The organism is Buttiauxella sp. WJP83 (genome assembly GCF_027594725.1).
Classification (GTDB): Bacteria; Pseudomonadota; Gammaproteobacteria; order Enterobacterales; family Enterobacteriaceae; genus Buttiauxella; species Buttiauxella selenatireducens.
In genome coordinates this window covers 52,958-69,761 of the sequence record NZ_CP110081.1, presented here as the reverse complement: position 1 = coordinate 69,761, position 16,804 = coordinate 52,958, and the positions used below count along the sequence as shown (strand labels likewise).

The window sequence follows — 16,804 nt, the reverse complement described above, 5'->3', positions numbered from 1 at the left end:
GTTTACTCTCTATAGTGGATAGCCGCAGGAGAGCGCACTCCACCACTCACCATAGTGGTTGTTTGCTGTGAATGAACGGCTGTTTACTCTCTACAGTGGATAGCGACGCCGAAAATTACTGCTTTACTCACTACAGTGGATACGGGGTGTCACTGCAGGCGTTTTACTCACTACAGTGGTTGGGTGGCATACCTGAATGGTGCTCTACTCACTTCAGTGGATATGAGCCGGATACGCACGCGGTGAGCTGGCTACTCACCGCAGTGGTTACTGTTATCAGTGGATTTTCTTCAGCAGACCCCAGAGCGTCCCGGCCTTCGTCGTGAGCTTACCTGTTTCCGGATCATACATGCGCCATTCACGACGCTTGTGGACAATGACGCCGTCCTCACGTTCCAGTCGCTCCAACACGCCGGGCTGTTTGAACCCTTTTGCCCGCCAGTAGCCGCTTAATTTTTCGATTTCCAGACCTGCCATGCTAACTGCCATCAATCAACCTCCTTGCAGTCATCGAAAAGGTAGCTCGTGTTCTTCGCGTGAACACCGTAGAAGTTATCAAATTTGTTGTAGACCAGCTTATCTTCGCCAACGCCGACCAACTTGCCATTACGTTTGGTTAGTTGTGGAGAGAACAACACTCGATCATCACGAACCACGTAAAACTGGTCGCCACCATCCACTACCATCGCCCCGTTAGAGGCTTTGATTATGTTGGTGAGTGTGTTGTTTTTGACTTCAGCCACTACCATTTCGCACTGGTAAACATGAGGGGCTGCATGAATTGGATGAGCCAGTAATCCCAGCACTAATGCCAACTTTTTCATGCCGCGATTCCTTTGATTACCCAGAAAGCCGAATCGAAGACGAGCACAAAGGCCAGCGCGTTAACTATTAAGCCATTGACGGGCGCAAAGGCTTTTCGGATCGTTCCTGAAAACAGGCAGTCGAGTGAAAAATATATCGAGACAATAAGTAATAAAGTGTCGAATAAAGTTTTCATAGTAGGTAAATGCTAACTTATATATTTATGACTGTAAATATCACTAAAATGTGCTAATGCCTAGGATTCGCTCAAGGTGTGCCGCATCTTCATCGCTTACCGGTTGTGTCTCGTCAATGTACCAACAACTGCCGTTATGCCAGCAAACACCGTCTTCATCGACAAACACTGAATCGGCATCGTAGCCCGTATACTCCACAAGGCGTTGTTGAATTCGAGCCTCAGTCTCTTCGTCGTTCAGACCGTCACACTTCACCATAAATAGCGGGTATACGTCATAGTCTGTACTGGAAGAAATACGAACTAAAATCTTCATGTGCCCCTCCTTATTGGTAAGTACTTATTTATTTTATTGCGCACCAGAAGGCACGCAATCATTGTGTTCAGGCTGATGGAAAGAACTTCTCCAGCGTGCGGTCGATTGCATTGTCGATGTGCATCAGATGCCAGACGACCATATCTTTGCTGCCCATACCGCGGGTGTAGATCACGTCGAACTTACGCCAGGCGGCGTGAAACCAGTGTGGGGTATCATCGACCGGTAGATTCTCGCCCGCTTCCTTGAAGTACTTAAGCAACATCGCCTGTTCTGCGGTAGGTGTCGGACCTATTTCTTCCGCATACATCCGGATGAAACGCTGCCAGTCCGCTTCATCTTCTGTCGGTTCCTGCGCATTCATCTCGGCAATTGCCTCACGCAGCTGCTTCGCCCACTCCGGCTCTGGATAGCCCTGGGAAACATCGGTATCAACAACATCAAGTGCAGCGTTGGCCGCGTCATACAGCTTTTTCACGTTTTTTCTCCTGCATCAAAAGGAAGACAGTCATTGCCGCTCTGAATGGGTTAGGGTTTTGAATCAGATGCTGTGGGGTAGAGCCGTCCACCTTTCTATGGGCTGCTCTCCACTCACCAGGCTGTCTGGTGGGGATCACGCCGATTCGGTATCGGGAAATGATGTCCCACGCATCAACCGGATCGTTACACCAGTCAAAAGAGCCGAATCCGTTTGGGCCTTTGGCGACCACAGCAGTACAGTCATCATCCTGCATACCTTTCCACCCATAATGAGAATTAAGCGGCCGGTGGCCGGTGGCTTCGGCCACCAGGCAGTTGATTTCAAAGTCAGTCATCTCGCTGTAATTTTTCATTCCCGATCTCCTTCTCCAACAGTTGCTTAACAACTATGTGGCGTTGTCACTTTTTGCTTCTACGGATACTAATTCCATATCAGTAACCAATTTGTTTTCTTATTGGTGATAATAATAAAAAGAATAAGGCGTCCAATGGACGCCCTGTGATTAAGCTTCTTCTGTTTCGGCTACGACTGACTCTTTCGCTCGTCGTTCATCGATAGCCTGCAATGCAGCGATGATTTCCGGAAGGGGCTTTTCTCGGTACATTTCGACGATCTGCGACTTGGTATATTTCTTATCGCCAATCTCTACACGCCCGCTGGCGCTCTTTGGCAGGTATCCTTCTTCCAGCATGTACTCAACCAAAGATTCGATAACGTCCAGGCCGCGAGTAGGGTCGAAGTAGAACTTCCATGAGCATTTGCCAAACGGCGGTGCGACTTTGTTTTTGATGCACTCGGCGCCCACGTCCTGTCCGATCTTATCTTTGCCATCCTTCATAACGGATGCACCCAGACGGATACGCACCGACGCGTAGAACTTCGGAGAGTCACCACCCGGAGACGTAGTCGGATCGCCAAACATCACACCAATTTTGGTACGCACCTGATTCAAGAAGATGATGCAGGCGTTGTACTTACGCGCCCACAGCGCCAGAGTAGGGAAATTCGCACTTGTCGCACGCGCCAGCGCCGTGTTGTCGTTCATGTTCAACTGGTCTTTGTCCTTCGCAGTGCCTTCTGCCATCCTGTCGAATTTCTCAGCCTTAGAGTTCGGCACCATCGACGCCAGAGAGTCGGCTACGATGCAAATTGGGGCTGTTTCCGGGATAAGCTCTTCATCGCGCACCAGCTTGAGGATGGTGCCGATAAGCTCTACAGAGTCCTCGAAGGTATCTGGTTGTTTGTAGACCCACTGACCGTCGTCTTCGTCGGCGTTCAGTCCGTTCGCCACAGCAAGGCCAACGTCGAAGCTGTTTTCGTGGTCTAGGAATACGGCCAGACCTTCCTGCTTCTGTGCGGAGATCATTGCGGCCGTCGCCAAAAAGGTTTTACCTGCACTTGGCGGTCCGAACACTTCCACGATACGCCCACATGGGAAACCGCCGTCATAGCGCCCGGAGATAGCCTTATTCAGTGGAGGGAAGCCAGAATCAATCCAGTGCGAAACCTTCTGTATTTCGTCATTGCTGCCGATCTTCTTTTTCAGTGCCAGTGCGAGAGTGGATTTTCCTTTTGCCATGATTAGGCTCCTTTTGTTTCGTTGATACGCTTAGAAGCGGCAGCTTCGTCAAATTTGATCAGATCGTGGTTAAGGTGTTTGGCTACTCGAGCGAGGATTTTCACCACCTGCTCACCAACCTGTGCGAATTCTCGTTCTGTGGCTGCAATGCCAGCAGCGCCAAGGATGCGTGGTAGCGCTACGACAGCGTGCTCGCCGTGGCAAAACACAATCTCTTTCGCAAGCATGGTTGGCGTGGTTGTCCCGCCGTTAATAATGGATTTCAGCATCAGCAATACCTTTCAAATGGCAGAACAAACACGTCCAGGTCTTCCAGAAACGAACGGAAGTTAAGCTCGTAGCACATCTGCTCGAAGGCTTTCATATCGCGCTCGCCTTTGATTGTTTGGATTTCACTAGGTGGAAACTTGGTATCAATCAGGTTCATCAGCGTCATGTTGCGCTTGAAGGCTTCCAGCATCCGGCAGCCCGTCTTCTCGTTGAAGGCGTTCTTTGCCAGCTTGTTGAATGCCGTCTTGTATCGACCTTTGTTGATAACGATAGAACCGTCGTTAATGCCACGTACCATTGCGGCCACGCTTCCCCACTCATGCAGCAGCTCCTTCGCACCGCCATCACCAATACCACCAACACCTTTGATGTTGTCCGAGGTATCACCCTGCAGCGCTTTCGATTCGAGAAACGCACGCGGTGTCGGCAGACCAGTCAGTTCTGCGAACTGTTCGAAGTTGACCTGCTTGTGTTTGGCGTCTTCACGCAGGCTTACCCAACTCACGTTCTCGCGCACCAGCTGGAGCCAGTCGCCGTCACCGGTCAGCAGATAGATGTGATCAACGGTCGGCTGCGGAGCCAGACGAGAAACAAGCATTCCAGCCAGGTCGTCAGCTTCTGCATCCTTTGCGACCAGTTGGTTAACGCCCAGCGCGGTCATCATTTTGTTGATGTACGGCTTCTGGAGCGCAAAACCCTCCTTCATTTTCTTCATCTCCGGATCATCATCGCGGTTTGCTTTGTACGCCGGGTAATAGTCACGACGTTTGTCGCTGAATCCATCCCACAAAATCATCGGACGGGCATGGAGGATTGAGGCATAACGGCGAACGTTCTTCACGAAGCCAAACGCCGCCTGCACTTCCATTTCGCCGTTGTGTAATTTGTCAGATTGCTGGTGGTAATAGCCCAGGCTGTTACCGTCCACTAAGAGATAGTTCACCGGTACACTCCTTCCAAAAAGTAAGGCGTCCGTAGACGCCTTGTTGGTCACGTTATGGGATTACAGAGCGTCCAGTTCAGCCAGCAGATCATCGAGACCTGCGTCAGCTGCACCAGCAGAGGAAGCACTTGCAGTTTCAGCCGTAGCACTTGCCGCCGCGGAAACTTCCGGAGCTTTCACTTCTTCTGGTTTTGCTTCGGGCTTGAACTCAGCTTCTGCGGCACGAAGAATTTCGTCATCAACCAGGCTGGTGGTTTCTGGTGCTGGCGTGTGCGCAGTTGCAACAGCCGCCGTACCTTCCGTATGACCAGTGATAGATCCAAAGCCAGGCAATGAAGCAGCCGCGGAGCTTGCGGAAGAAGAGATGACCGGAGCAGACATGGTTGCAGCAGGGGCTGCGATGCCGATGAGACGACCCATAGTGCGAGCTGTGGACAGCAGGCGGGTTTCATCAGCCTGGTTCGCGAAAGCAATCAGATCGTGCTGTGTATTCCAAAGTTTTTCCGCGATGTCACCTTTGTAGACTTTACGTTTTGGTGAAACGTCGTACTTAGTGTCGCGACCAGAACCGGTACGCTTAATCAGGAACGCGTAGCCTTCTTCTTTGCTCAGTGGGTTACCGATGTCATCTGCTATGTCTTCAGACATCACTTTGCAGATGTCGTCAAATACAGTGGACGGCAGCTCAACAAGCTGGCATTTCTCTGCATCGCCAAAATCTTCACGCGCAGACAGAACACCGTTGACCAGATAACGCGGGGTAGCACGCATAGAGTTAATACGTTCTTCCATCGCTTTGTTGCCTTTGTGACGAGCACGACCCTCCATAACCATCTCGCACAACTGGCAAGCGCGGCCGTGGGTGTGCTGTTCGCAGACATAAGCAGTGGTGACTTCTTTGCCTTCCTCATTCTGATGCTTAACGTAGTGCATGCCGAAAGTCTGGAAGAACACACCGTCAGGATTATCCTTGTTCGGGAAAATGCGCAGATAGTTGTTGCCATCTTTCAGACGAGTCAGGTCAACGTTATTGCCACGTTTAGAAGCAATATCGCCACGGGTCTTGTTAAGCAGATCAAGTAATGACTTAGACATGTATTTCTCCTTATTGTGATTGTGGCCATTGGCGCTATGCGCGTTGGGCGTTCGTTTGTTTGTGGCTCGTTTGAGCGAGAAAAATGATAGATCAGTACTTACTTATTTTCTAGCATAAATTAGCGGGAGGAAAGGAAACGTTCGGCACCCAGGCGTTCAATCTCCACGATAGCCATTTTTGACGCCTGGACAATCATGTCTCGGCGGTGAGAGAAAGCGGCCACAGCGTGCTTGTAGAGATCTGCAATGTGCCGGGCTTCATCCAGTTTCTGGCGTTTCGCGAGGTACTGCGGGTTGGTTCTGACCTTCGCCTCAAGCACTGACTCATTGAACTTAATGCCGTTCATACTCAGGTTTTTACGCTCATTGTCATAGATCTTCGCTTCAATCGCATCGAGGGAAAGTTTTGCGTCTGCGACTTCTCTTTCTGCCCACGCAAGTTTAGAACCATACTCCATTAGCAGGCGTGGTTGCTGACGCCAGACCTCCTCGAGATTGTCGCGGTCGAACTCCAGAACGGTCATGATTTTTTCGTAGATTTCGGTGCTCATGATGTTAATTACCTACTTATGTGTTTGTATTGATTTTATCATGACAGTTGATACGAATGAATATAAAAGGCGGGAGATATATGCAGGTGGAAACGGTGAAAATTAATCTTTCGCTTTAATGACGCGCAGACAATAAAAATTGGATGAATGACTATAATCAGTGAAACACGGTCTTCATTCGTTGGTTTGTTATTAGGCGTGGCGAAATCCAGTATGGGGGCAAAACAATAATGATCATTGATAATGAACTAATCGTTATATTATTCAGGGGGTTGGACAGGATTCTGATCTCTCTAGGCGGGATAATCTCTATCTGGCTGGGATATAAGTTATTTAACAAGGCACTACCCAATAATGGCACTTTTGATGGCGGCATTGGCTCGTGGTCTATACGAATGCAGAATATCGCACCCGGCGTGTTTTTTGCTCTATTTGGTGCGTCGGCTCTAATCTTTTCAATCACGCATCCTTTTTCCTATGAAAATTATGGAAAGGATAAGAATTCGGAAGGTGCAGGAGTATTATCTAATAATGGAGCAAACCCAGCGAAAGAAAGTTCTGGGTCGAAATTTGTTGGCATGGGGTTGAGCAACTCTCCTCGTAATAGTATAAGGGATTATTCCATCATTCTTAATTCCTTGGCTGTTGTTAATAAATATGTAAATCGCCCAGTAGATACTTTAACAAACGAACAAAAATCAAAAATAATGCAATCTTATGGTGTGTTATATAACTTTCAAATTAATTTGATTAATGATATTTACGGTCCGGAAGGTTATGACACATATCAAAAAATGTCAGCAGACATAAGAAATAGAGTTAAGACATTAGATGACTATCCACCCGAAGATAAAAACTTATATGCGGGAATAAAAAGCCTTTATGATCAATGAGGTGTGTTATGAATCGTGGCCTGTGGTTACTAATTTTTATGTTTATTGGCAGACCTGTTTTGGGAGTGCAACCGGTTGATTTTACGAAAGAGACAGTGGGGGTCATTAACAATAAAATTATTGAGGTTAACGATTCACTCCAAAGGATAGTTAGAAATCTATCCTTTAGTATTAATACTTCAGAGCCTATGCCAACAGCATCTTCAGGATGGGTGAATGGTGTTCCAACAATTATGTTTTCTTCATCAATGTTAGATGTTGCTTTTTATTCATCCGAGTTAAGCACCTTAGTTTACATGGATAGAAAATGGATGGACTGTAATGTTGTATATAGTAGTTATATAAATAATGCGTATAAAGAAATGATGTCGAAAAAAAATGAGAATTTACCTATAACTCCATTAATACCACCAGAAAAATACGGAGGTGTATGTGCGGGAATTGAAAGCTACTACCCATTTACTGGTGACAAAAAGGTTTTGCGGGACTTAAGTGCGAAAAATGCTATTGGATTTATGTATCTTCATGAACTTTCACATCTGTATTTAAATCATACAAATTATCATAATGATAGTTTGAGTAATGAAGAAAGACGCGAAGCGAATTGTGCGATGAGAAGACAAGAAAAGGAGGCAGACCTACTAGCGGCCCGCAAACTGGTTAAGTTTGGATGGTATAACTCTGCTCTGGATGTATCAGTTTGGAGGGTCATGGCCAATCTTGGCGTTATTGAGACAAGTCGAAATAGCACTCTTGACCATCCGACAGCCCTTGAACGTATGACCTACGTATTAGATGACGTCAGAGGGGCAATTCTTGAGTCTGGAGGGCAGATTAGCGACGAGATGTCGGAAGCTATCGATGAGTCAAAAGCTCTTGAGGAGAAAGCCAATAGAACCATGAGTGAGCATGATAGTGAAGACGCAGGAACGGGAGAATGCTCAGCTTAAGACTTACAACTGAATTAGCTCTGATTTGATCTGACGCTTGTATAGCGCAGGGCTAAACCTAATCTGACAGGCAGTTCTGTGCCAATAGCGGAAGTTGTAACGACTCTGCAAATATTAGGAACTGTATGTAGAAGTGGAATCATTGAAAATGATATATTTGGTAGAATTCTTAAAGGTTAGGTGATGACTAAGTGTTTGAATCAATAGTACTAAAACGCTCAATAGATGGACCTCCGATTACCGTTGGTGAAATTGCAGAAGCATTACTTTTCTACCAAAGTATTCATATTGTAATGGATACTTCTACCCTGTTAGGGCTTATTCGCTCGATTGGATTTCATAATGTCATTAAGTTACTCGCTTACCCCGATGTAAGAACAACCTATGTTGAAGAGTTTATTGGTGTTTATTCCGATACAACAAATGGGTGGACAGAATACGCTCTTACAAGTGCATACGTCTGCGGTGGAAAAAATTGCGGGGAGCTTAAAAGCTGGAAGAAAAGATTGGAGTATATGATAGCCAGGCAGGGGCATAGTAAAACAGAGGTTGATAACTTTATCGAAAGATTTCGAAGACATGTCACTATAAAAAAATTAAATAGTGATCATTTCATTAAGGGAGGGATCATATCAGCAGCGAATGAAGATTTAAATGATGGTGAATATGTGTCTTCTGCCACACGCATTATCATAGGGAGTTTACCCTTCAACGAGAATGTAGTTGATAATTTTTATTATAAAGTACTACCCTCCCAAGGGAAATTCCGAGTATCAACAAACATTGACTTCGTAAATATTAATAATCTTCAAAAAATTTTGCATCCAGATGCCGGAGAATATACTCCAGCAGATATCGCTGCAGGTATACTTAGTGCCTCTTATGGTCTCATTCTGGCAGCTCATTATGGCGGTGATTTTTACACATCTGCTATTGAATCTGAGATCATTCAACAAAAAAACAAACACATTTTGACTAGGGCAAATGCCAACCGCACGGAGCTGATTGATTTTTACGAGATAGCCTTAAAAGGATGTCCAAACATATCGGCAGTGATAAACGAGGGTGATAGATCCTTTGAGGAATTTCTCGAATTACTCTCACGAGCCAATAAATTTAAAAAATGGCTTAAAGGAAAGTCCCCTGATAAAAAATTACTCTCAGATTACCTTGATGATGTAACCACAACAGGATGGTTAGGAAGCGGTTCTGGTAAAATTCTGCGTTACTTTGCAAGTACAGGTATCGGATTTGCTGAGCCTATCACTGGGGTCTTGGTTTCTGCTTTCGATGCATTTTTCCTCGATAAGCTAAGCGCAGGCTGGAAGCCAAATCAATTTATTTCAGGGAAAATTAAATCCTTCGTTGATGTTCATGATGATTTTTGATTTACCTAAGACTTGATTTTTTCAAGTCTTAGGTATTAATGTTGCTTACAAACACTTACTCCGATAATCAGCTCAACGAGGAACCGTTGTCGCTTTTTCGCTCATAGCTTACTGTAAAACTTGATTATTGCTGCACGAGAAAAAAAATGCCAGCTCAAATCTGAGCGAATGCTAGTCATATACGGAGGCATAGTTGCCTCCGTTAAAGGTTAATGTTAGTTGTTCCCCAAAGAACCGGCCATCGCTGCATATCTTATTTCATCGGCGGGTATTTCCGGATGAAGCTGAATTTGTCTGATGACGTATGCCGGAACTTCATTGCCCCATAGTTTGGCGGCATCTTTACAGACCTTGTACGCAAAGTCACGATTCTCAAAGGTATAGGATTTACCGTATGCGTATTGCTGGCAGCCGTACACAGCGGTCCCAAAGTCTCCATCTTTATCGGGGAAAGCACATCCAGATAATACAAAAGGCATTGTTGCCAACATGATTTTTTTAATGATGGTCATCATGATCTCCTTCTCAGAATTCAGGTTTCAATTCTTCAGGGAATTTTTTGTTTGTCGCGTAATAGATTCCTAGGGTATATGCCTTCAACTCTTCATCCATATTAATTCGACAATTTGCATCGTAGCAGGCACCACTAACCATCCCATAAGTCATTGCCTTAGCATTCATATCGGATTTGATTTCGTCCATGCTGCTCTTACCCATTGCTACCACACACCCGGTTACTATTGCTTGTGCTTTGCTGTCGTTCATTTTCAGTATTACGGCTCTGCCGAGCTTACTGTATCCATCGTTTTTGTACACATCCTCGGCGAATGCTCGACACTCGGCATAGTACGGGCTTGATTTTACTTCTGCATAATCAGGTATTTTCATATTGGAGCAACCGGTAGAGCCAATAGTTATTACAGAGACCAGTGCTGTTTTGATAATACTTATCGCTTTCATTACTCTTAACTCACATGCTGTATATTTGTCAGAACCAAGTAATTCAATCGTTGACCAACCTAATTACATACCAATCAATTTCCTCCTGTAGTGTGTTATCAATCAATGAGAAACAATGCAGATCCTATCAAAATCCAAACTTACGACAATTACCAAACTTAGGTTTATTACGGGAGTCTTGTGTTTAAAATCACAGAATTAGATTTTGATGGCGATGTTGTTCTGACCTGGCATTGCAAGTCTCGGTAAGATGGGCTGTATTTTGTTGACTGAAAAAAAAGGTTGTGTGATCAAAAATAACATGCGTTAATAGTGGCGTTGGTTTGCAAGACAGACGTTATGAAAGCAGTTTTAGTAAAGCAGTCTCAGTTCGGTGTTATCTTCTGATTTCCCTTCTTCGTGAGTCTCCTCCTTAAGTGCCAAAGTAAGTCCAAATCTCATACAGATCAAATTCTTGCCGCGTTGTGTGGCTCACAAAATTTAGAAGGTAATATCTATGTCTAACAAAATGACTGGTTTAGTAAAATGGTTTAACGCAGATAAAGGCTTTGGCTTTATCTCTCCTGCAGATGGCAGCAAAGACGTTTTCGTCCACTTCTCTGCTATCCAGAGCAATAGCTTCCGTACCCTGGAAGAAGGCCAAAAAGTTGAGTTCTCCATTGAGGACGGCGCTAAAGGTCCATCTGCGGTCAACGTTGTAGCCTTAAGCTAATTTTTTTCTGATGATTCATTCTCTGCGATAACGATGACGGCCTGAGCCTGAGTAGACAGAATGATGGGATTATCAGAAGGTGGAATGCTGGATTGGGTGTAACTATCCGACTAACATGCCACCATTAAAAACCCGCCACTCGGCGGGTTTTGCTTTATGCGACTTTCTTACCAAATATGTTGGATAGTGTAATTCTGGTTTGCCGTTGCAGCCTGTACTTCTTTACGTCGCCAATCTTATTCACTTCCATAAACTCTTTGGCCACCTTCAGCAACAGTCGGTTCCGGAATGCTTTGAATGCCTCCAGTTGTTCCTCTGGGCTATCCGATTCGTAAATCTCCAGCAGATACTGGCACGCCTTCGGATCTTGTGTTTTAAGCGCCAGCGCTCTGGCACACTTACGTAAACGACTGACTTTGTCGGCACCATCCAACTCGGCGAATGCCAGCGCTAACTCCAACGTGACCGGGCAATCGATAATTTCCCAGAATTGAGTCCGCAAAGTGGCCTCAACTGCTTTGTTCTGAAATTCCGCTGGGATGGTTGCCAGCTCATGTGCAGTCTTCTGTGCCGCGCTCATGCTGTTCTCATTTTTCATTTGTTAATGGTCTCCGCAACTTCTGCCAGAATCGCTTCCAGCTTTTCACCTTCCTCCGGACGGAAGTACAAAATGTTAGGGTTAAATCCATAGAAGACAGTCACATCCAGATCTGGCAGGTACTCTTTGCGCCCGACCAGGTCGGATGGTTTGCTCTTATTGTTGAAGAGTGATGTCGCCCGACTACCACACGTCAGAACGTAGGTCGGACGCACCAGATTAATTTCTTCGCGCATAAAGTCGGTGAACTGGCCGATCTCGTCTTTGGTGTAGTCATTCTCTTTGTCCTTCACCTTCTTGCACACGCCTGTGACGTACAAATCACCCATGCGCAAATCACCTGCAGTCAGCAGCTTCGCTTTAAATTCGTCGTAGCCGTTTTCCATGAAGTAACCGGTACGCCCATCATTGCCGTTTGCGTTGTCCAGAATGATCATTAGCTTCGGCTTAATACCAATGCTCGGACGAATAAGCTCATCGCCTAAACCCATCTCCGACGCCATGCGTGTCATCAACACGCTAACTTCCGCAGAACGTTTCGGGTTCATTTCAAACGGACGAGAGGCTTTTACCGCGTCGATCACCAGATTACCCATTAACTCCGCCTGGTCGCGCAGACGTTCCGGATCGGTCGCTGGCTGACTACCTGGCTCGATGGAAGCAAACGCGCCCACTTTTTGCAGCGACTCACGCACACGGCTGTTACATGCACGTTTCTCAACCGCCTCTTCGAATTGTTCCAGCGACTCAAACTTACCGCCGACCTTCTCACGCGCTCGCATGATGGCCTGGCAACCATTCTCAGAGCAGCCTTTGACAGCGGAGAAGGGCGCATACAGAACCTGGCTGCCATCCTCCAGCGTGCGGATCTCAATACGATTCGACGATACGTTTACGTCTGGTGGCAATACGCGAATGCCATAGGTCAGCGCATCCTTGACCAACCCCTGGTGCTTGTCTTCACCCAGAATGGTGAGAGCAGCAGCAAAGAACTCAGCAGGGTAATGCGTCTTCAGCCACATAGACTGATAGCTGATCAGCGAGTAGGCAACGGAGTGTGATTTGTTGAAGGCATACGCCCCGGATTTCTCAAACATGTTCCAGATTTCCGCGGCACGCTCATGCGTCAGGCCATTACTCTCTTCAACAACACCGGTAATTTTCATTCAACCACCTTGTCATGACATTTCTATATTTAACTAAACAAATTGTTTTCTTATCTTATTAATTGATTTTCAAATATCGAAGCTTGTTATATCGGCGTTTTCAGCCATTGCTTCGGTGTAAGTTCGACGCTTACCATCAGCGCAAAGTAGGCGTGCTGTTTTATGAATTTTCCGCGTAGAACCGTCATCCAGTGACACTGTCACCCAGCCTTCCTCAGCTCGCTTAATGAAGTCGCCGCCAATGGATTTCATTTTCTCCATATCTTTTTTCCCGATAGCTTTCCTGACCGAGTCTGCTTCCGCCATTGAGAACCCCGCCAAGATTCGCGTAGCAGCCATGATCTGTTCCTGATAAATCAGAACGCCGTTTGTGTCGCGAGAGATGTCGTCCAGCATAGGGTGTAAGGAATGTGGAGCCATAAAGCCTTTGGCCACGGAGACATAGTCATCCAACATGCCGGATTGAATCGGGCCAGGTCGGAAGAGTGCGGTCGTGGCGACGACGGTCTTAAAGCTCATTGGCTCGATGCCGCCGCCCAAATCTTTAAGCAGCTTGCGCATTGGGCCAGACTCCAGCTGGAAAACACCTTGTGTGTAGCCAGCAGCAAACCCATCAAGAACCTTGCGGTCATCCAGTGGAATAGCATCGAGGTTGATGTCTTCCCCGGTGCTTTCTTTAATGTAACGCTTCGCACTATCCAGCAGATCGAGCGTGGCCAGACCGAGAACGTCCAGCTTAATTAAACCCATCGCCTCGCAGTAACGTTTATCGAATGCAATACAACGAGCGTTACCACGTAACTCTACAGGTGTGCGCTCAATCAGTGGAACGCCAGCTACAATCATCCCCGCAGCATGGCGACCAAAGCCACGCATCAGATTTTGCAGCTTGCACGCCGCTTTAAATGCTTCTGGGTTTTTGGTGGCGAACTTATCCAGGCTGGCCAGTTGCTCACGCAGCTCCTCCAGAGAGAGATTGTCATCCTCCAGATTCTTAAACTCCTTTGATACCGCCATATCCGCAGCGTCGACACCGTAAATTCGTGCTGTGTCTCGTAGAGCAGAAGCGGCACCCAGATAGGTGAAGTTAGGAATGCCGGCAACATAGTCTTCGCCATAGCGTTTGTTGAGATACTCGATCACTTCATGGCGACGCGCCTGGCTAAAGTCCAGATCCGCATCCGGCAAGTCGAGACGTTCCGGGTTGATGAAACGTTCAAACAACAGACCGTGGCGGATAGGGTCAACGTTGGTAATGCCGATACACCACGCAACCAGAGAACCGGCAGAAGAACCACGACCTGGACCAACTGGAATGCCGGTTTCGCGACTGTGATTCATCAGGTCATGCACCATCAAGAAGTAACCGCAGAAGCCCAGGCGGGTAAGTGTGCCCATTTCATACTTCAGACGTTCGACATACACACGGTGCTCAGAGGCTGGTGGCGTATAGCCAAACTCTTTATTGGTGAGTCGCTTGCGAAGCCCTGCCACTGCCAGCTTCATTAGCGTGCCAGGCTCATCGTCTGCCATTTTTGGCAGTGCTGGTGGTAGCTCATGCCACCGCCAGGTGCAGGATTCGATGATAGTCTCTTGCGTGGTTGAGGCCATTGCAGCTGAAACCGGTACGTCCATTCGCACAGAGAACGCTTTCAGCGCCTCCAGCAGATGGCGACGCCCATTGACCGCATTATCACGCTGATGGGGAATGCGCAGACGATGCGGCTGGTCGATTTTGATGTTGTTCGTCACCATGTGCGCAATGTCTTTAATATCTGCGTCATCAATTGCTTCGTAATACGCAGGGTAGAACGCCACTGGCTCGATTTTGAGAGCGCTCGCCACTTTCATCGCTCGGACGTTAATCTGGTCGTAAAATGGAGTAGGGTGCGGATAGACCACGCTGTAAAAATTATCGCGCCCGCCAGCAGTGACCAGCGTGCTGATAATCTTTGCGAAGTCCCGGCGCTGAAACACACTGCCAATGTCAGATGTCAGCAGGATGATATTGCCCTTTGCATATGCGGCTGCCAGCTGGTCAAGCGCCAGACGCGGCACAAAGTAGAACTGCTCGCGCTTGTTCGCTAAGGTCATCAGTTCGCATACGTCGCGATAACCTTGCTCATTCTTTATCAGTGCCGTGAAGCAGTAGCTGCGATCACGCACCCATGATTCCATACATCTCATAGACTCTTTAGCAAGTCTGGCGCGGTGCTCGTATGTCGGATCGTCGACGACATTCAGCTTAACACCACAGATAACCGCCATGTCGTCGCCAGCGGCACGCTGTAGTGGGATCACGCTGGCAATATTCATGCTGTCAGCTGAAATAACAGCGGTGTAGCCAGCTTCTTTCGCGATTTTCACCGCCTTTTCTGCTTTTAGAGCTGATTCCCCAAGTGAGAAGTCAGTTCTGACCATCATGGCCTTCATGTGTCTTCACCTTTTTGGTTTTCTTCATGTTGTCATTGGGGAAGCCAACGAACTTCCCATAGATTGAAATCGCAACCTCTTTGGCCAACTGGTGGCAGAGCGACTTGTCAGGACATTCCAGACAAGCAGCACCTGTATCAGAAGCTGCGATAAGAGAGCCGAAACATCCTTTGCGCATGATTAGCCGAAGATTTTCTGAACCACTTCACGAACAGCCTGCGCTGAAGCGGATGGGAGTTTATTGATAAACGACTTTTCGATACCTGCTGAGAAATCACCACGCATCATTCCGATCTTCGCAGACAGCAATAGCTCACGAGGACCAATTGGTTGGCTGACGAGGTGTTGCTCGTAACCTTCACGTACCAGGTTTGCAAACTTCACCATTTTTTCTGCGTATTCACGGATGATGCCAGCCTCAACCAACATGTTTACTTCCGCAGCCGCGTGCATGTACTTCACATGTGAGACTATGCCGAAGCGTGAGAAGTTGGCCGCGTTCTGGATGTTAGTGCCTTGATAGAGACCGGTTTCATCGCCAGAACCGTTAGTGTTGCCAGTGCCAATGAAAGCAAAGCGTTTGTGCGGTGCCACACGTCGCCAGTCTGGAGTTGCCTCTTTGATAACCAGTGGCTCACCTTCCAATACTGGCTGGTAGATCCCCAGAATCTGAGGGAATGCAAAATCGTATTCGTCAGCTAGGTATACCCAGCCATTTTTCATCGCCAGCGACAGCAGACCTGGCTCAAAGTAGGTTGAACCTTCTCGTGCCAGAATCTGCCCCGTGATGTGAGATTCTTCGGTGGAAGCCGTATGTTGCGCACGGATGACAGGACGATTTAACAGAGCGCACAGCTGCGTTGGTAGGGTTGTCTTGCCGGTCCCAGCATGTCCCCATAGATACCCAGGGATACCCAACTCAAGCATCATGAAGATGTCTTTAATCAGGTCAAAATCGCCATACACATAGCCTTTCTTCACATCTGGCACGAACTCCGGATATGGACTGTTTACGTTAACTGTCACCTGTAGTGGTTTCCCGCGTGGTGTTCCAAGCTCTTTGACGCTTACGCCAAGCAGCTCGTGGGCGGCCACAAGTTCAGTCTGGTACTCAACTGCACCAACATACCCAGGGTGAGTGCTGATTGCGGCCACTTTGCTTTCGTCGCGCTTTTGTTTGATGGCTTCAACTGCCTTGCGTGATAGCGTCGGCTCGTCCGGAAACGTTGTGGTGTACATCTTCACAATCTCTTCCACACTAAGCTCTTGAGCCTCTTCCGGAATAGCCTCACAACGTCCCATTGATATATGAGATTTCAGGTGGTGAAAGGATTTCCCACACCATTTGCAGGTGACTGTTTCTGGCAAGTTAGCTTCTTGAAGTAGTGCAGTAGCGGTCATGTGTCATTCCTTACTATTTTGTCGTTCGTGGGTAGTACTTATATAAATATATCAAACAAACATGTAAG

19 protein-coding genes and 1 pseudogene are annotated in these 16,804 nt (G+C 47.2%); 4 read left to right on the top strand and 16 right to left on the bottom strand.

Annotated elements, in window-relative coordinates; genetic code table 11:
* Positions 1-276: 276 nt before the first annotated feature.
* The 10 genes from OH773_RS22140 to OH773_RS22095 all read right to left on the bottom strand — a co-directional run bounded on the left by OH773_RS22140 (position 277) and on the right by OH773_RS22095 (position 6,235).
* Positions 277-489 carry a hypothetical protein gene (locus OH773_RS22140; protein ID WP_270146148.1) on the bottom strand — a complete coding sequence of 71 codons (213 nt, stop codon included), beginning with the start codon at positions 487-489 and terminating at the stop codon, positions 277-279.
* On the bottom strand, positions 489-824 hold the full coding sequence (locus OH773_RS22135) for a hypothetical protein (RefSeq protein WP_270146146.1): 336 nt from the start codon (positions 822-824) through the stop codon (positions 489-491). Before OH773_RS22135 ends, OH773_RS22140 begins: the two co-directional genes overlap by 1 nt.
* Before the next feature lie 219 nt (positions 825-1,043).
* The gene (locus OH773_RS22130) at positions 1,044-1,316 is read right to left on the bottom strand and encodes a hypothetical protein (protein ID WP_270146145.1); all 273 of its coding nucleotides are present in this window, start codon (positions 1,314-1,316) and stop codon (positions 1,044-1,046) included.
* Positions 1,317-1,383: 67 nt separating this feature from the next.
* Positions 1,384-1,794 carry a DUF7238 family protein gene (locus tag OH773_RS22125; protein ID WP_270146143.1) on the bottom strand — a complete coding sequence of 137 codons (411 nt, stop codon included), beginning with the start codon at positions 1,792-1,794 and terminating at the stop codon, positions 1,384-1,386.
* Positions 1,778-2,149 (bottom strand): DUF2591 domain-containing protein, encoded by a 372-nt coding sequence (locus OH773_RS22120; protein ID WP_270146141.1) that lies wholly within the window; start codon positions 2,147-2,149, stop codon positions 1,778-1,780. Before OH773_RS22120 ends, OH773_RS22125 begins: the two co-directional genes overlap by 17 nt.
* A gap of 150 nt (positions 2,150-2,299) precedes the next feature.
* Positions 2,300-3,376 carry a recombinase RecA gene (locus tag OH773_RS22115; RefSeq protein WP_270146140.1) on the bottom strand — a complete coding sequence of 359 codons (1,077 nt, stop codon included), beginning with the start codon at positions 3,374-3,376 and terminating at the stop codon, positions 2,300-2,302.
* Between the two features lie 2 nt (positions 3,377-3,378).
* Positions 3,379-3,645, bottom strand: coding sequence for a hypothetical protein (locus OH773_RS22110; protein WP_270146137.1), 267 nt, complete (start codon positions 3,643-3,645; stop codon positions 3,379-3,381).
* Positions 3,645-4,589 carry a 5'-3' exonuclease family protein gene (locus tag OH773_RS22105; protein WP_270146135.1) on the bottom strand — a complete coding sequence of 315 codons (945 nt, stop codon included), beginning with the start codon at positions 4,587-4,589 and terminating at the stop codon, positions 3,645-3,647. The genes OH773_RS22110 and OH773_RS22105 overlap by 1 nt, the downstream gene beginning before the upstream one ends.
* A 60-nt stretch (positions 4,590-4,649) precedes the next feature.
* Entirely contained in the window at positions 4,650-5,684 is a 1,035-nt protein-coding gene (locus OH773_RS22100) for a regulator (protein ID WP_270146133.1), read from the bottom strand.
* A gap of 119 nt (positions 5,685-5,803) precedes the next feature.
* Positions 5,804-6,235 carry a hypothetical protein gene (locus OH773_RS22095; protein ID WP_270146131.1) on the bottom strand — a complete coding sequence of 144 codons (432 nt, stop codon included), beginning with the start codon at positions 6,233-6,235 and terminating at the stop codon, positions 5,804-5,806.
* A gap of 230 nt (positions 6,236-6,465) precedes the next feature.
* Here OH773_RS22095 and OH773_RS22090 point away from each other — a divergent pair, with 230 nt between their 5' ends.
* The 3 genes from OH773_RS22090 to OH773_RS22080 all read left to right on the top strand — a co-directional run bounded on the left by OH773_RS22090 (position 6,466) and on the right by OH773_RS22080 (position 9,466).
* Positions 6,466-7,128: a hypothetical protein gene (locus OH773_RS22090; protein WP_270146129.1), complete on the top strand. Its 663-nt coding sequence runs from the start codon at positions 6,466-6,468 to the stop codon at positions 7,126-7,128.
* Positions 7,129-7,136: 8 nt separating this feature from the next.
* On the top strand, positions 7,137-8,078 hold the full coding sequence (locus OH773_RS22085) for a hypothetical protein (protein WP_270146127.1): 942 nt from the start codon (positions 7,137-7,139) through the stop codon (positions 8,076-8,078).
* A gap of 191 nt (positions 8,079-8,269) precedes the next feature.
* The gene (locus OH773_RS22080; RefSeq protein WP_270146125.1) at positions 8,270-9,466 is read left to right on the top strand and encodes a hypothetical protein; all 1,197 of its coding nucleotides are present in this window, start codon (positions 8,270-8,272) and stop codon (positions 9,464-9,466) included.
* A gap of 215 nt (positions 9,467-9,681) precedes the next feature.
* On the opposite strand, the gene OH773_RS22075 is transcribed toward OH773_RS22080, so the two are convergent.
* Together OH773_RS22075 and OH773_RS22070 are read right to left on the bottom strand one after the other, a co-directional pair.
* Positions 9,682-9,981: a hypothetical protein gene (locus OH773_RS22075; protein ID WP_270146123.1), complete on the bottom strand. Its 300-nt coding sequence runs from the start codon at positions 9,979-9,981 to the stop codon at positions 9,682-9,684.
* Between the two features lie 10 nt (positions 9,982-9,991).
* The gene (locus OH773_RS22070) at positions 9,992-10,426 is read right to left on the bottom strand and encodes a hypothetical protein (protein WP_270146121.1); all 435 of its coding nucleotides are present in this window, start codon (positions 10,424-10,426) and stop codon (positions 9,992-9,994) included.
* A gap of 496 nt (positions 10,427-10,922) precedes the next feature.
* On the opposite strand from OH773_RS22070, the gene cspG reads away from it, so the two are divergent.
* Positions 10,923-11,138, top strand: coding sequence for a cold shock protein CspG (cspG, locus tag OH773_RS22065; protein ID WP_270146119.1), 216 nt, complete (start codon positions 10,923-10,925; stop codon positions 11,136-11,138).
* 154 nt (positions 11,139-11,292) lie between these two features.
* On the opposite strand, the gene OH773_RS22060 is transcribed toward cspG, so the two are convergent.
* The 4 genes and pseudogenes from OH773_RS22060 to OH773_RS22045 all read right to left on the bottom strand — a co-directional run bounded on the left by OH773_RS22060 (position 11,293) and on the right by OH773_RS22045 (position 16,736).
* Positions 11,293-11,736, bottom strand: a complete 444-nt coding sequence (locus tag OH773_RS22060) for a DUF7740 domain-containing protein (RefSeq protein ID WP_270146117.1) — start codon at positions 11,734-11,736, stop codon at positions 11,293-11,295.
* A pseudogene (locus OH773_RS22055) lies at positions 11,733-12,851 on the bottom strand (helix-hairpin-helix domain-containing protein); the annotation flags it as partial. The gene OH773_RS22060 and the pseudogene OH773_RS22055, both read right to left, overlap by 4 nt.
* 120 nt (positions 12,852-12,971) lie before the next feature.
* Entirely contained in the window at positions 12,972-15,335 is a 2,364-nt protein-coding gene (dnaE, locus tag OH773_RS22050) for a DNA polymerase III subunit alpha (RefSeq protein WP_270146373.1), read from the bottom strand.
* Between the two features lie 180 nt (positions 15,336-15,515).
* A complete protein-coding gene (locus OH773_RS22045) occupies positions 15,516-16,736 on the bottom strand; it encodes an AAA family ATPase (protein ID WP_270146371.1) in 1,221 nt (406 codons plus the stop codon).
* Positions 16,737-16,804 lie beyond the last annotated feature (68 nt).